We start from the raw sequence: 13424 nt of genomic DNA, 5'->3' as shown, positions 1-13424 counted from the left end.
GCCCGGCGGCCGCGCATCTACCTCGGCTTCGCCACCAAGTGCCTCGACCAGATCGGCCAGCATCTTGGCCAGCTCGCCCGACATCAGTGCGAAGTCGCTGTCGAAGCGCTCGTCGTCGTTCCGGGTGGCGCTTTCCTTGATGATTTCGAGTGGCTTGACGGACTTGATGGCCAGCGACTCGTCCAGCACGAAGCTGATCTTGTCGCTCCAGGTCATGGCCAGGCGCGTGCACTGCTTGCCGGCGGCGATGTGGCGGCGGATATCATCCGCTTCCAGCGTGTGGCGCTTGTATGCCACCTGGGCCTTGCTTTCGCCGGTGGCGCGCATGATCGCGTCCTGGTCGACTGTGAAGCCGGCAGGGGATTCGTCCGCTTGCAGCCATTCCGTCATGGCGCCGACCGGCGAGCGCTGCACGCGCAGGCTTTCCAGCGGCAGCTTATCGACGGATTTCAGCAGCAGCTTGATCACTTCATCGGCCTTGGCCGGGCTGGCCGCGTCCACCACCAGCCAGCCGTTGACCGGATCGATCCATACGGCCGTGGTGCTGAGAATGGCGAATGCGCGCGGCAGCAGCTCGTCGGTGACGCGCTCCTTCAGTTCCTTCATTGCCTTCTTGCCGGGCGCGAAGCCTTGCGCTTCTTCCATTTCCAGCGCGCGGGCGGCGGCCACCTGGTTGACCACGGTCGACGGCAGCAGCTTCTTCTCGATTTTCAGCTGCAGCAGGAACTGGCCGCCGACGGCGTGCACCAGCGGCTCGCCGGCGCCGCGCGGCGCGGCCCAGCCTTGGCGCAGAAGATCCATGCTTGTGGCGGGCGTGAAGGCCTGGCGCTCGAGCATGCTGTTCAGCTCCGGGGCGCTCATGGGCCAGTTTGCGGGCAGGCGGTAGACTTGAAGATTCTTGAAAAACATGGCGCTTCCTTATTCTGAGAACACGACGCCGCGCGCGGCACCGAAGGCATACAAAAATTCAATGAACTGCGCGGCTTCCTTCACGTAGAAGTCGCTGGTCTGGACGCCCAGCTGCACTATCCGGCGCCCGTCGAAGCTTGGCGTCACCCGCCCGTCGTGGTGCAGCGGCGTGCCGGCCAGGCGCATTTCGTCGGCAAACTCGTCCACCAGCAGCCGCTTCATGTCATCCGCATCCCACTTGCGCCCGATGTGCTCGACCTGCTTGGCGATCTCGCCGATCATCGCGTGGTACTTCTCTTCCTGGGCGCGCTTCTTCTTCGGCTCGGAAAACACCACCATCCAGCCGGGCGGCGCGGTCTTGGCAAATTCAACCGCCCGGCGCCGCGCCTCGTCGTGCACGAGGAAGTAGGTTTGCTTCGTCATGGCGGCGATCCTGCGGCCGTGCTGGCTGGCGGGAGCGGCGTCACGCGTTCCAGGTCATAGCAGCCGCTGATGCCATCCAGCCAGATGACTGCGGTGTGGCCGCTGAGCACCTGCGCTTCGCTGGTCGTGACCGTCTTGCGGACCTCGCCGCTATCCAGCTCGACGCTGACGGCGGCGCCGACCTGGTGCGCGGTGTTGAACCTGTCGCATGTGGCCTGGAGCTGCGCGGTCGCCTTTGCCTGGTGTTCGGCGCGGCTGCTCACGCTGCACCGCCCAGGTCTACAACGTCGATCACGATGCCGCGGCAGTACGGCTCGCCGTCTTCCACGATTTCGAAGGTGGCGTGCGGCACGTCGGTGCGGTAGGTCCAGCTGTAGCCGTCTTCCTTGGCCCGCAGGGCATCCACCGCGCGCGCAGCTGGCACCCGCGCCCAATAGTCCTTAAGCTGTTCGTCGTCATCGATATCCTCGCGGAACGGCAGCACGCCCTTGGCATCGACCAGGGCGACACCGCCGCCATAGCAGGAAAATTCGTCGTTGATGGCTCCGCGCAGCTCCATCAAGTCATCGCTGGCGCCGAAAATCACGATCAGGCCGGCCGCCTTGGCCTGCAGTTCTTCTTCCTTCGCCATTTCTTTGCCATACTCGCGGCCCGTCAGCAGGCCGGCCAGCAGTTCCTTGCTCAGCTTGACCGGCGCCAGCTCGATGGCCGGCGTTCCCATGTTCGTGTACGGGTGCTTGTCGGCATGCGGCTTGATGTGCGCGTAGAAGTGCTTGCCGATGGATTCGGCGCCGGCGAAGGCCGCGTATTCGGTGGCCGTGACGTTGGCGTAGTGGTACACGTCTGCCGGCGCGCCCTTGCGGAAGAACTGCACGGCCAGGGTTTCTGTAGCCGGGCAGTGGCCGATAGCAGCGATCTGCGAGGACTGGATGGTTTGCAGGGTAATTTGGGGTGCTGCGACTGCTGTATTCATTAGTTTCTCCAGGTGGTGGGCGGGGCGGTGTTTATGCTGCTTCGGCGACCAGGCCGGCACGCGCGGCGGCAAAGTCGAACTTGGCCAGGCGATCGATGGCCTCGGCCGCCGTCAGGCCGAACTGGTCATACATCACATCGAGGATGTCGCTGTCGGATGGGTAGAGGTCATCGGCAGCGGCGTCGAGCAGGTCAGGTGCTGGCGCTGGGCGGATCGGCGCCGGTGCCGGTGCGGCGGCTGCCGGCGCGCGGCGCGCGGTGATAGGCGCGGTAGGTTTGGGCGTCGCCACTTGGGCGACCGGCTCGGCGGCGCGCTCGGCAGCGATCTGCGAGGCTTGCTTCGCCAGCTGGCGCTGCGTGTCGGCTGCCGCGCGTTCGCGCTCGGCCTGCGTGGCCTCAGCTGCCAGGCGGTCAGATTCGACCTGAGCCAGGCGGATCGTTTCGGCGGCTGCCTTTTCTGCCTTGACGCGCTCCTCTTCGCGGATCCGGGCCCGCTCGGCTTCGGCCTTCGCTTCCTCGGCGCGTTTGTGATCGGCGATGCGACTGGTAATGACGAGCTGGAAGTCTTCCATGGGCTTGCCGATGATGTTGGCCATGTCCATGAACAGGAAGCCATAGGTAGCGGCGTGCTCGCGGCACCAGGCCTGTTTGGCGCGGTAGTCGGCTGCCTGGGTATTGGCCGCAATCTTGGCATTGGCCAGGGTGGTGCCGACCGCATCGTGCAGGCTGGCCAGGGTGCGCTTGGCCTTCATGGCGCCGGCAAAGTCGGGCGTGACCAGTTGCAGCCGGATCGGGGCAATCTCAGTTTCCAGCGTGGCAACGTGATCGGCGTAAGCGCGGCGGCCGTCGTTCAGGATCGTTTCCTTGATTTGCTCTTTGCGGGTCTTGACCAGCTTTTCCAGCTCCAGACGCTTGCTGCGGAATTGCGCCTTGATGTGGTCGACCGTGCGCATCACCTCGTCGATGGTGGAGGTTTGCGCCAGCGCGGCGCCCTTGGCGTGCTCCAGCTTGGCCTCAGCCTCGCCGCAGAACTTGACGTTGTATTCGGCATCCGCGAAGTCTTGGTCGTCCTGCAGGTCGGTTTTGATGGTCGACAGGAACTTCTCGGCCGCCTTCTGGTAGGCCATCAGGTTGCTGCTGACGACCTTGCCTTCTGTCTGCACGACCAGTGCGGGCAGGGCGGCGGCGGGCACAGCTTCTGGCTTCACCGAATGGTCAACCTGCATGTAGTTCGCCACATCGACGTCGAACTGCTCCCAGCCGGCGACAATGCGCTCGAACCAGGCCGCGTCTGGATAGACCCACATCCAGACCATGTTGTTTTCAGTGCCATCGGACGCCATGAACAGCCACTTCTCGGCGCCGGTCACCATCAGCTGCTGCTGGACCTGCGGCTGGTGCTCGTCTGGCAGCACGCCGGCACGCACCGATGCGGCCAGCTCGGTATTCCATTGTTTGTGCTCGAAGCCGATGGTCTCTGCCATATTCAGGCCATCGCAGGATGCACTTTCCTTGCCCAGCGACAGCGTGGCTGGGTACAGGTCGTCGCCGATGATGCGCTCGGCAAGCGGGCGCGCCAGCGCTTCGACTTCGTGGCCGTAGTCCAGGATGTTTTCTTGCACCCAGTCGCCGAATTCCTTCGCCAGGCCGGTAGCCTTCATGCGCACCAGTTCGCTGCGGGTTACTTTTTTCGAAAGGCCAAGCATCGCGGCCGCCTCGCTGGCGCCATAGTGGTCGAAGCGGAAAGCGTGCCAGTCGTCGCTGCCCTGGAGCAGATTGTGGATTTCGCGGGTGAGAGTGTTTTCGCGTTGCATGATGTGTCCTCGATTGTTTTATTGTTGGATGTGGCGATTAGTCGTTTTCGCGCGACCAGCTGTCGATGGTCATTTTTTGTACTTCGGTGAACGTGGCGCGGGTGCTGAGCATTGCGATCAGCTGCGCCGGCGTTTTCTTCTTGCTCAGGATGGTTTGGCGCCATTCCGGCGTTTTTTGCTTGAACAGCTCGTCCGTACATTCCGGCAGCTGATCGATGGTGCGATCATCTGCTGCAGGCGCGGCCGGCGTGATGTCGCGCATTTCGCGGTTCGTTTCTTCAAGCTCGTCGGGCGTATAGACGCCCAAGATCACGTCAGGGGCGTACAGCCGGCTCCAGCGCTTCACAGCGAGGTAGGCCAATTGCTGGCGCGGGTCGGTTGCCCAGAGTGGCGAGTTGCGCACGGTGGCCTGGACCAGCAGCAGTTCGAGATAGCGCGGCTCGCTTTCGCCGCGCAGCGTCGCCCAAATGCGCACGCCGCAGCCTTCTTCGTCTTGCATGGGATAATCCGGCACGCGGTATTGATAAGCTTTTTTGTAGTCTTTATCGCCCGGCTTGCCCTTGGCCGCCGCCTCGCACACGCGCGTTTTGCCAATGATTTTTTCCCACGTCCCGAACCATTCGTAATTGAACCGGTCGCAGGTGACGCCGCTGGACTGGATGGCCGCGTTCACCAGCTGCCCTTCATATCCGAGCGTGCCGTTCACCAGGTGCGTCTTCTGCGCCACTGCGAAGGGGTTCATCTTCCACTGCATGGCCTGCATGACGACAGCAGCGCAGTCGGCCGAGCTGCCTTTCAGGTGATCCGGGATGGTTGAGCGGCCCTTGGCCATGATGTCGGCCAAGCGCATGATGCTATCCATGCTCGCAACATCGAGGATCAGGGAAGCGCTGCTTGTGCTGGCGACGGACAGATCGCCCTGTCCGTACTGCGCTGTTTGCAGGGCCGTTTGACCCTCTTGGGTTGCTGCGTTCATGACTTTTTCCTTGTGAGTTTTATAATTTCTGCCTTCAAAAGCGCCAGGCGGACGGCGTAGACGATGGCGTGGCCGGCATGCCAGTTGCGCAGGGCCTGGCTGGCCACGTCCATCACGGCTTGGCTTACGACGTCCACTGCGCCTCCCGGTGGGCACGGCCCAGGCGCTGCACGCGCGCGGTAGACGCGTCAAGGTCGATCAGTGCTTCGATCTGCGCGGTGATCAGTTCCTTGCGCATTTCTTCCAGTCCGGCCAGCTCGCGGCGCACGCCGGCCAGGCGCATCTTGTTCATGCGGTGCTGATGCTGCGCTTGGTAGTGGCGGTGGGCGGCCAGCAGGCGGTGGAAGAGGGCGATCATGGGCGCACCATCGCTGTCACACCCAGGGCGCCGTCGTCGTAGGCGGCATCGATCAGCGCGCCCAAGTTGCCGATGGCGGCGAAGCTATGCACCGTGCTCTCAGTGCGGATGGTGATGATGTAGCTCATGTCCTGCTCCTCTGGTTATGATCTGGCGCCCCGGCAGGGAATCGAACCCTGCTGATGCCGGCCGCACTGTCCGACATCAAGGCCACTACGGGGCGGTTTGTTGACGACCCGATAAAATCCGTCGGGCGTGTGATTCCTGCGGCTGGTGGGCCGCCAACAAAGCAAGGGGCTGGGCGCTACTCCAGCTGCACCGGCTCGGGCGCAAAGCGCCGAGGCGTTCCGTGGCGGGCCTGATTACAGATCAGGTGCCTTGTGGTAGGGGATCAATCCTTGCGGGTCCGCTTTCCCCGCCTCCCTTGCTTTGTTGGCCGCCGGTTACGCCGGCGAAACGGGCCAGGGCGACTGGCCGGGGTGAAATTAGGCCGCCGACACCTGCGAAGGGCGGAAGCGCTGGCTTTGCGTCGAGCCGTCCAGCAGTATTTCCAGGAAGTCGCCGCGCGCACCCAGATGCGTTTTCACGAACTTGCCCGGGCGCGGCAGCGGCTCGGTTTTCGTACCCTTCACATTCACTTTCTGATCTTTTTTGAAATTCGACATGCTGTGTTTCCTTCAATGTTGGTTGCTGCGCAGGGCTTTCCCTAGCGCCTGATCCTCACGAAGATCAATCGGGGCATTCTGATCCCACAGGGCATTTATCCGGCCCGCCGGCCTGTCCCGCCTTGAACTACGGCGCGGGCGACCGCTGATCTTGTTTGGCCAGCTCGACCAGATGGCCGAGCTCTTTGCCGTAGAAGGTGCTGCAGGGAGAGGCCATACGTGCATCCGTCAGGGCCATGGCATGCGCCACACTTTTGTTGCGGGCCCGGACCTTGTTGCGGTACGTGCCGTCCGTGAAGCGAATCGTCACGTTGAAGTGAAAGCGCTGGGCCGGCGCTGCGGCAGTAGCCTGGTGCTGCGTCAGCTCGGCTTGCAGTTGGGCTGCGTCGTGGTCGCGGGCGTTCATGGCGATTAGCCGCGCGCTGGGATGGCGATTGCCGGGATCACTTCGCCGTGGGCGACGAGGACCGCTTCGAGGGCTGCGAGCTCTGCTGGGGACATGCCGTACTCCTGGATTTGCTTTCGATGACTGAATAATAGCAAAGCTATTTTTAGAGTGCAATAGCATTGCTAGTAAAAAAGCGAAATTTTTAGCGACGAGGAGTGATAGGCTAAAAAAAAGCCCCAAATCGTCGGGGCTGGTATGTGTGAACTAGAAGGGCAGTTCGAGTGGTGGCTGCCGCGAGTAAGTCCGCCAAGCGATTTCGTCAGCGTTTATCAGATGGATTAGCGGCGCAATATCGAACGCAGCGTAGCTGCGCGAGAAGCCACCGACGCGTGGCGCCAGCAGCAGGATGGGGAGGGTCGGGAAGAGCAGTTGCGCATGCTCCAGCGCGGCCGGGCCAGTGGACGGCCAGGTACGCTCTGGCTCGACCTGGACCACGGCCAGTTGGACTTGCTTGATCTTAATGATGGCGGCGCATAGTTGCATGAAAGCATTATGCCCGAACTTTTGCCTAGTTTGCATGGAGCAAGAGGGGGAGGGCGATGCAAGGCGTTGTAAACTTTCAAAAAACGCAGTACGATTGCTTAAGTAGGCAGGGCGGCATCTACCGCCCTGCTTTCTAGGTCACAGCAGCCCGATTTTGTGAAGTGTCCAAAGCAACCCTGTTATTGCAGAGATGCATTTGGCTACATCAATCGTCCAGCTCACCTTCGCTACTTTTCGTTTGGCTTTTGGCATTTTGCGTTAGCTTATGCTTGGTGCCGAACGAGGCCTCGTTCAGCACCTGGATTAGAGGGCTGAACATTTATATCGCGCCTTGCCGGGCGCTAGCCGTTGTAGCTGCAGCTACGTTGGCAACTGCACGATAGACACCGTCAATCGCGCAGGCAGCAATGCGGCTTTCTTTACTCAGGTATCCACCCGGGGGCGGCCGCATCACCTTAAGCGGATTGATGGTCCGCAGTCCGGGAATCACCCCGGATTCTTAGTCCCCACACTGGATGGTGTGCGGCCTTTATCTTTATTTCACCAGCCGCACCGCCGTCCGTGATGCGATGGCATGTGAAGGCAAACTGCGGCGAACTAGTTTGTTAGTTTGATACCGTAATCAGGTGAGGCGAGGCCTTCTTGCTTGCCCAGCCCGATAGAAGCGAATTTCGCGTGTATAGCCCATGATGCAAGCGTCCGCATCGGCAAACGCGGTCATGAGGCGCAATATTCCATTCACCGACTGGCTATCGGTCTTGTGGTTCCAGGTGACTTTGATTTTGCTGGTGTCGCTACCGAGTTCCCATTTTGCGAATTCAGACATCATCTTTCGCACGTCCTGCGCGGCGCCCTTGTTGCAAGATTTCGACTCCCTCTGGACTGCGGGCGCTTGCCGCTCGCGTGGAGCCGGGCCGGGGGAGTGCGGATTCTTCGTGCCGCTGACCAGCTTGCAGATATCAACTGGCACGGTCTGGCTAACGGTGTAGACGTGGCCAGATGCTGCATCGGTGCACTGCCAAGTATCGGCGTGGGCCACCGGTGCAAGGATCGCGCAGAGGACGAATATCAATACCTTCATTTATAGCCGATCCTTGAAATTGCGTGGCTCGAAGCGCACAACGCGGCCTACGACATTGCAGTCGCTTGTTCTGCAAGGCTCCTGCTGGAAATCGGGATTTTCCGAAGTCAGATACCATTCGCGGCGCTCATACTTCAAGCGTTTGACGACCGGTTCGCCTTTGTAGTTCAATGCGAAAACTCCGCCGTTCACACGGTTTTTGTCCTTGACGTTTACTACGGCAATGTCTCCCTCGTACATCATCGGGACCATGCTGTCGCCTTTGATCTTGATGGCCAGGAGGGCGTTGGGAGTGAGGTCATTTTCTTCCAGCCATTGGCGAGGGACGTGTAGATGTCCGCCCTCCTCAAAAGTATGATCCGCCTCGAATCCTGTAATCCCTGCTCGTAGATGCTCAGGCACCATGCGAATACGCACCATCACCGGAGCCAAATCCTCATCGTCGGTTACTGGGCTGGCGCCTGGCACGCTCTGCGCGCCAGCTGACGCTCCGGTATGGGAGGCCGCTTCTGCAATCTCTTTAGCAATTGTTGGGCTGATTTCTTCGACATTCACGCCCAAGCCACGGGCAAAGGCGGTAGCCGCTTTGATATTGAGTGGCCGGCGTGCCGCCACATACTGCCAAACCATGCCCTGAGAGCCGATCTCGAATTTTGCACCAAATTCAGCCTGGGAAATCTTTGGCTCGCGCGCGTCAAAAAGCGACTTTAGTCGCTGCGCGTCTTCAATCTGCCAATTTTCTAAGGCCTTGGGTTCTTTTTTCATAAGCGGAGTATAGCGATGCTATTTAAGAGCGCAACGAGCTATGCTATTGACTTTAATACTAGCAATGCTATTATTGCGGCATGAACCTCAAAAACTACCTCATCGAGTCGGGCACGAAGAAGGCTGAATTTGCTCGTGCAATCAACGTTTCCCCAGCGCTGCTGCATCAGTGGATTGAAAACATCCGACCAGTTGCTATTCAGCACTGCCCAGCCATTGAGGAGGAGACCGGCGGCAAGGTAACGCGTCAAGAGCTTCGCCCTGACGATTGGCGCAAGATTTGGCCTGAGCTGGTTGCTGCCGACCTTGGCCACGCCGGCCGCCAACCGCCTACTACCAATGCCATCTTCGACACCGTGCCTAAGCGCGCCGCCGTCGGCATCGACGTGGGCGCCAAGCCATGATCCGCTTGATCCCCATTTCCCCGTCGCGCCCGGTGGACGACTTCGTTCGCATCCCGCTGCTCGAACCGCACCAGTTGCCTTGCTGCGTGCCGCTCGAAGAGTGCGCATCGCCAGCAAGCGCCCGCCCACCGTAAAACAGCACCAAGCATCACTCTGCATTTCGCTGTACCCAAACCCTGTAACACCGACCACCAGGAGAAAACCATGAAACAGAAGCAAAAACGCACTGCGCTCGTCAAGGGCTACATCACCGACGAGAACAAGGATGCCTTGCAAGCCGCATGCACTGCGATGCGCAAGACCGTCAGCGACGTGCTGAACGAATGCACGATCGTGATCATCCGCAATCACCTGGACGCCAGGCCGAAACGGAATGATACGCCGCCGTTTTCTAGCGGGACTAGGCCCAAATCAGTAAATAACAGGGCCCAGATTTCGCCGGCGCCGCGCCCGTGCTTTGGCGTCGTCCCGCGCGTCGTGCGGATGCGGGTTTAACGGCATGGAGGCAGCTATTGAATAGAGCAGCTGAGGTCACGGCCGAGGAAAAGGAGCTGGTTTTCCAGCGTTCGATGATCTACCGGCAGGCCGAGAAAGACCTGCAGGGCGCCAAGGACGGGGAGGGCGAGGGCGTGGCGAAGGCTGCGCACAAGGAAGCGCGCCAGAAATGGCGCGATGCCACCGACAGGGTGGCGAAGAAATACGAGGTGCCGCGGCGCGAGCCGCCATAACGGACTCGCACCCGACAGCAACAGCATCGCATGGCCGGAAAAGGCCACTTCAATCACCATCAATTAGGAATATGACATGACGCAAACAACTGCAATTAAGCCATACCGCTCGCTGGACGACGCCCACGGCAATAACGAATTGCTCGACATGCTGCTGGCCAAGGGTCCGAAGAACGACGCAGCTCTGGCCCGCGCGCTGGAAGTTGCGCCGCCCGTGATTTCCAAGATTCGCCACGGCCGCTTGCCGATTGGCGCCTCGCTGCTGATCCGCATGCACGAGGTGTTCGACGTGTCGATCCGCGAGCTCAAGCGCATTGCGCGTGCCGAGGTGGCGGCTTGACCTGGACGACCATGCAGCCGGGAGGCGGCACGCCGGCGCAGGCTGAGCAGGGCGCCCAGCAGCAAGAGCACGTCGAGCGCGAGCTGCCGGTCGACCCTGGCCACGTCCGGACGCGCCAGCACTACGAAGCAATGCTGCGGGAGCTGCAAGGCCAGAAATGAAAAAAGCCCGCTGGCAGGCGGGCTTCCTTGAAACAACACAAATTCGCGAAAGAATTTATGAGCCAAATTGTACTTCAAAAATGTCGCAACATTTTCGGTTTGAATGAGAAATCACGAGCCCGGGCTAATAAAACGCTCGTCAATGTCGTCAGGGATTGGGCCAACCGTAAGCGTGGTATGCCAACCAGAAGGCCGATCATTGCTGTCAAACAAGGCAATTCTGGTGTGTGCAAAGAGGACGATGTAGACGCCAAATTTCATATCTCGTCTATTGTCCCAGTGCATCAATTCGACAGCCTCCCCGACCCGCGGAACATGGGCGTCGTTAGGAATGATGATGTTCTGGTTAACGAACTCTCTGCTCGGCCCAGGCTCCTTTGCTCCAGCGTCGACATATTTGAACGTAATGCTGGTGGAAATATTTTGCATCTTTTGGACCTCTGTGGCTGTTCGTGGAAAGACATTAACAGGTCAAGTATCGAACAACCGTTCGCCGGCCCACAGAGCGGTGTGATGGACCAACATATTTGTACTACTAAATTCCTGCAGGATTGCCGCTCATCCGATGCTTGCGCGCGCGCGACCGTATTGATACGGTCGAGCAGTTTGACCATCGTTATGTGTGCGACGCGTCCCTCGCGCGGACCAAGCGATTTTTCTAAGCGCTTCGATCAGACTGGCTTCAGCATTTACCGAAATCCCAGCATCAAATTGCTGCGTGACCAGCACGTGGGCTTCTATTCGGCAGCAGCCATGTTTTGCGCACCGGCCATCGAGAAGCGCTCATGAAGCGCGACGCCTTTACTCTGTCCCTCGACTTGGGCAGTGAGCTCATCATCGACAACTTTGCAGGAGGTGGAGGGACCAGCACCGGACTGGAGCAGGCGTTTGGCCGCCCGGTCGATATCGCCATCAACCATGACCCCGAAGCGCTGGCCATGCATGCGGCGAACCACCCGCACACCACGCACCTGTGCGAAAGCGTATGGGACGTCGATCCGATCAAGGTGACGGGCAACCGCCCCGTAGGCCTGGTCTGGCTGTCGCCGGACTGCAAGCATTTCAGCAAGGCCAAGGGCGGCAAGCCAGTCGAAAAGCGCATCCGTGGCCTGGCCTGGGTGACGCTGCGCTGGGCGGCCAAGTGTAAGCCGCGCGTCATCATGCTGGAAAACGTCGAGGAGTTCAAAACGTGGGGCCCACTATTGGTCGTGGCCGATGGCAGCGCCAAGCCGGACCCGGCCAAGAAGGGCAAGACCTTCGACAGCTTCATCCGCCAGCTGCGCGCGCACGGCTATACCGTCGACTACCGCGAAATGCGTGGCTGCGAGCACGACACGCCCACTATCCGCAAACGCTTCTTCCTGGTGGCGCGCCGCGACGGTATCGCCATCAAGTGGCCGGAGCCTACCCACGGTGCGCCGGACAGCATCGGCGTGCGCGCCGGCAAGCTGTTGCCGTACCGCACGGCTGCCGAATGTATCGACTTTAGCTTGCCTTGCCCATCGATCTTCGAGCGCGACAAGCCGCTGGCGCCGGCCACGCTGCGCCGCATAGCCAAGGGCATCATGCGCTATGTGGTCGATGCTCCCGAACCGTTCATCGTTGATGCCGGCGGCCCGGCACGCGCTGGCGAGCCGCGCCCGACTGCGCGTCCATTCGGCACGCTGCTGGCGCGCAATGACAGCTATTTCTGTGCACCGACCATCGTCCCGGTCCCGCACCAGGGCGGCGACCGCACCGAATCGGTCGTCGAACCGTTCCGCACCATCACTGGCACGCACCGCGGCGAGAAGGCGCTGGGCGTGGCCACGCTGGTGCAGGTGGGCTACGGGGAGCGCGAGGGCCAGGCGCCGCGCGCGCTTGACATCGAGAAACCGCTGGGCACGGTGGTGGGCGAGAGCAAGCATGCCCTGGTCTCCGCGCTGCTGACCGGCGTCGGCGGCCGTGCCGGCCAAAGCCACCCGCGCGGCGTGGACGAGCCGACGACAACAGCCACGTCAAAAGCCGACGCAGCGCTGGTAACGGCCGTGCTGGTTGACGCCGCACACGGCGAAGTGTCGCCCGGCGGCGGGAAGCGCTGGGGTACTGGCGCGCACGACGTCGAGGCGCCGCTGGGCACCGTAACGGCCAGCGGCAACAAGGCCGTGGCCACGGCATTCCTGGCCAAGCATTACACCGGCGTTGTGGATTCGGATCTGGCCGATCCTATCGGCACGGTCACTGGGTGCGGCCACCACAGCCTAGTGACGGCGTTCTTGACGGAGCATGCCAACGCGAGCAACCAGCGCGTGATGCCAGCAGACGAACCGCTGCGCACGATCTGCGCACAGGTCAAGGGCGGCCATTTCAGCATGGTATCGGCGCATATCCAGCGAGACATGGGCGCAAGCGTCGGCCACGCCGCCGATGCGCCGCTCGGCACGGTCACGGCCGGCGGTGGCGGCAAGTCGGCGCTGGTCACGAGCAACATGATCAAGCTGCGCGGCACCAGCACGGCGGCCGGCACCGACGAGCCTTTGGGCACGGTCAGCGCTGGCGGCCAGCACCATGCCGAGGTGCGCGCTTTCCTGCTTAGCTATTACGGTACCGACCAGGCGCCGGAGATCGACGGGCCGCTGGCCACCGTCACGAGCCGCGACCGTTTCGGCCTGGTGACGATCCACGGCCAGGACTATCAGATCGTGGACATCGGCTTGCGCATGCTGCAGCCGCGCGAACTGTTCCGAGCCCAGGGCTTCCCCGACGACTACATCATCGGTGACGACCCGGCGCAGGGTCTGAAACTGACGAAGAGCGCCCAGGTGCACATGTGCGGCAATTCGGTCTGCCCACCCATGGCCAAGGCGCTGATCCTCGCCAACTTCGCGCATGAGCGCGAGATCGCGAGGATGGCGTGA

The 13424-nt window shown here is 61.3% G+C and carries 18 protein-coding genes and 2 pseudogenes; 7 read left to right on the top strand and 13 right to left on the bottom strand.

Annotated elements, in window-relative coordinates:
* Nucleotides 1-24: 24 nt before the first annotated feature.
* The 13 genes and pseudogenes from ACZ92H_RS13170 to ACZ92H_RS13110 form a co-directional block, all read right to left on the bottom strand.
* Nucleotides 25-909, bottom strand: a pseudogene (locus ACZ92H_RS13170) (recombination-associated protein RdgC); the annotation flags it as partial.
* A gap of 9 nt (nucleotides 910-918) precedes the next feature.
* A complete protein-coding gene (locus ACZ92H_RS13165; RefSeq protein ID WP_099376061.1) occupies nucleotides 919-1332 on the bottom strand; it encodes a recombination protein NinB in 414 nt (137 codons plus the stop codon).
* Nucleotides 1329-1595, bottom strand: coding sequence for a hypothetical protein (locus ACZ92H_RS13160; protein ID WP_465049723.1), 267 nt, complete (start codon nucleotides 1593-1595; stop codon nucleotides 1329-1331). The genes ACZ92H_RS13165 and ACZ92H_RS13160 overlap by 4 nt, the downstream gene beginning before the upstream one ends.
* Nucleotides 1592-2305 carry a KTSC domain-containing protein gene (locus tag ACZ92H_RS13155; RefSeq protein WP_465049722.1) on the bottom strand — a complete coding sequence of 238 codons (714 nt, stop codon included), beginning with the start codon at nucleotides 2303-2305 and terminating at the stop codon, nucleotides 1592-1594. Before ACZ92H_RS13155 ends, ACZ92H_RS13160 begins: the two co-directional genes overlap by 4 nt.
* 31 nt (nucleotides 2306-2336) lie before the next feature.
* Nucleotides 2337-4118 carry a YqaJ viral recombinase family protein gene (locus ACZ92H_RS13150; protein WP_465049721.1) on the bottom strand — a complete coding sequence of 594 codons (1782 nt, stop codon included), beginning with the start codon at nucleotides 4116-4118 and terminating at the stop codon, nucleotides 2337-2339.
* A gap of 37 nt (nucleotides 4119-4155) precedes the next feature.
* Nucleotides 4156-5094 (bottom strand): RecT family recombinase, encoded by a 939-nt coding sequence (locus ACZ92H_RS13145; protein WP_465049720.1) that lies wholly within the window; start codon nucleotides 5092-5094, stop codon nucleotides 4156-4158.
* Nucleotides 5095-5218: 124 nt separating this feature from the next.
* Nucleotides 5219-5452, bottom strand: a complete 234-nt coding sequence (locus tag ACZ92H_RS13140) for a hypothetical protein (RefSeq protein WP_465049719.1) — start codon at nucleotides 5450-5452, stop codon at nucleotides 5219-5221.
* Nucleotides 5449-5580 (bottom strand): hypothetical protein, encoded by a 132-nt coding sequence (locus ACZ92H_RS13135; RefSeq protein ID WP_465049718.1) that lies wholly within the window; start codon nucleotides 5578-5580, stop codon nucleotides 5449-5451. The genes ACZ92H_RS13140 and ACZ92H_RS13135 overlap by 4 nt, the downstream gene beginning before the upstream one ends.
* Nucleotides 5581-5937: 357 nt before the next feature.
* Complete coding sequence (locus ACZ92H_RS13130) at nucleotides 5938-6117, bottom strand: hypothetical protein (protein ID WP_465049717.1); 180 nt, start codon at nucleotides 6115-6117, stop codon at nucleotides 5938-5940.
* Between the two features lie 127 nt (nucleotides 6118-6244).
* The gene (locus tag ACZ92H_RS13125) at nucleotides 6245-6523 is read right to left on the bottom strand and encodes a hypothetical protein (RefSeq protein WP_465049716.1); all 279 of its coding nucleotides are present in this window, start codon (nucleotides 6521-6523) and stop codon (nucleotides 6245-6247) included.
* Between the two features lie 246 nt (nucleotides 6524-6769).
* Complete coding sequence (locus ACZ92H_RS13120; RefSeq protein ID WP_465049715.1) at nucleotides 6770-7048, bottom strand: hypothetical protein; 279 nt, start codon at nucleotides 7046-7048, stop codon at nucleotides 6770-6772.
* Nucleotides 7049-7670: 622 nt separating this feature from the next.
* Nucleotides 7671-8129 carry a hypothetical protein gene (locus ACZ92H_RS13115; RefSeq protein WP_465049714.1) on the bottom strand — a complete coding sequence of 153 codons (459 nt, stop codon included), beginning with the start codon at nucleotides 8127-8129 and terminating at the stop codon, nucleotides 7671-7673.
* Entirely contained in the window at nucleotides 8130-8894 is a 765-nt protein-coding gene (locus ACZ92H_RS13110) for a S24 family peptidase (protein WP_465049713.1), read from the bottom strand. It abuts the gene before it with no gap.
* Between the two features lie 80 nt (nucleotides 8895-8974).
* Here ACZ92H_RS13110 and ACZ92H_RS13105 point away from each other — a divergent pair, with 80 nt between their 5' ends.
* The 7 genes and pseudogenes from ACZ92H_RS13105 (at nucleotide 8975) to ACZ92H_RS13075 (ending at nucleotide 13424) form a co-directional block, all read left to right on the top strand.
* Nucleotides 8975-9298 (top strand): transcriptional regulator, encoded by a 324-nt coding sequence (locus ACZ92H_RS13105; protein ID WP_465049712.1) that lies wholly within the window; start codon nucleotides 8975-8977, stop codon nucleotides 9296-9298.
* A gap of 204 nt (nucleotides 9299-9502) precedes the next feature.
* Nucleotides 9503-9793: a hypothetical protein gene (locus ACZ92H_RS13100; RefSeq protein ID WP_465049711.1), complete on the top strand. Its 291-nt coding sequence runs from the start codon at nucleotides 9503-9505 to the stop codon at nucleotides 9791-9793.
* Nucleotides 9794-9810: 17 nt separating this feature from the next.
* Nucleotides 9811-10026, top strand: coding sequence for a hypothetical protein (locus ACZ92H_RS13095; protein ID WP_465049710.1), 216 nt, complete (start codon nucleotides 9811-9813; stop codon nucleotides 10024-10026).
* 76 nt (nucleotides 10027-10102) lie between these two features.
* Nucleotides 10103-10342: pseudogene (locus ACZ92H_RS13090) on the top strand (helix-turn-helix domain-containing protein); the annotation flags it as partial.
* Nucleotides 10343-10362: 20 nt separating this feature from the next.
* Nucleotides 10363-10527: a hypothetical protein gene (locus ACZ92H_RS13085; RefSeq protein ID WP_465049709.1), complete on the top strand. Its 165-nt coding sequence runs from the start codon at nucleotides 10363-10365 to the stop codon at nucleotides 10525-10527.
* A gap of 27 nt (nucleotides 10528-10554) precedes the next feature.
* Nucleotides 10555-11316 carry a hypothetical protein gene (locus tag ACZ92H_RS13080; RefSeq protein WP_465049708.1) on the top strand — a complete coding sequence of 254 codons (762 nt, stop codon included), beginning with the start codon at nucleotides 10555-10557 and terminating at the stop codon, nucleotides 11314-11316.
* Nucleotides 11313-13424 (top strand): DNA cytosine methyltransferase, encoded by a 2112-nt coding sequence (locus tag ACZ92H_RS13075; protein ID WP_465049707.1) that lies wholly within the window; start codon nucleotides 11313-11315, stop codon nucleotides 13422-13424. The genes ACZ92H_RS13080 and ACZ92H_RS13075 overlap by 4 nt, the downstream gene beginning before the upstream one ends.

The organism is Janthinobacterium foliorum, from assembly GCF_978021625.1.
This window is presented reverse-complemented; position numbering and strand designations above follow the sequence as displayed.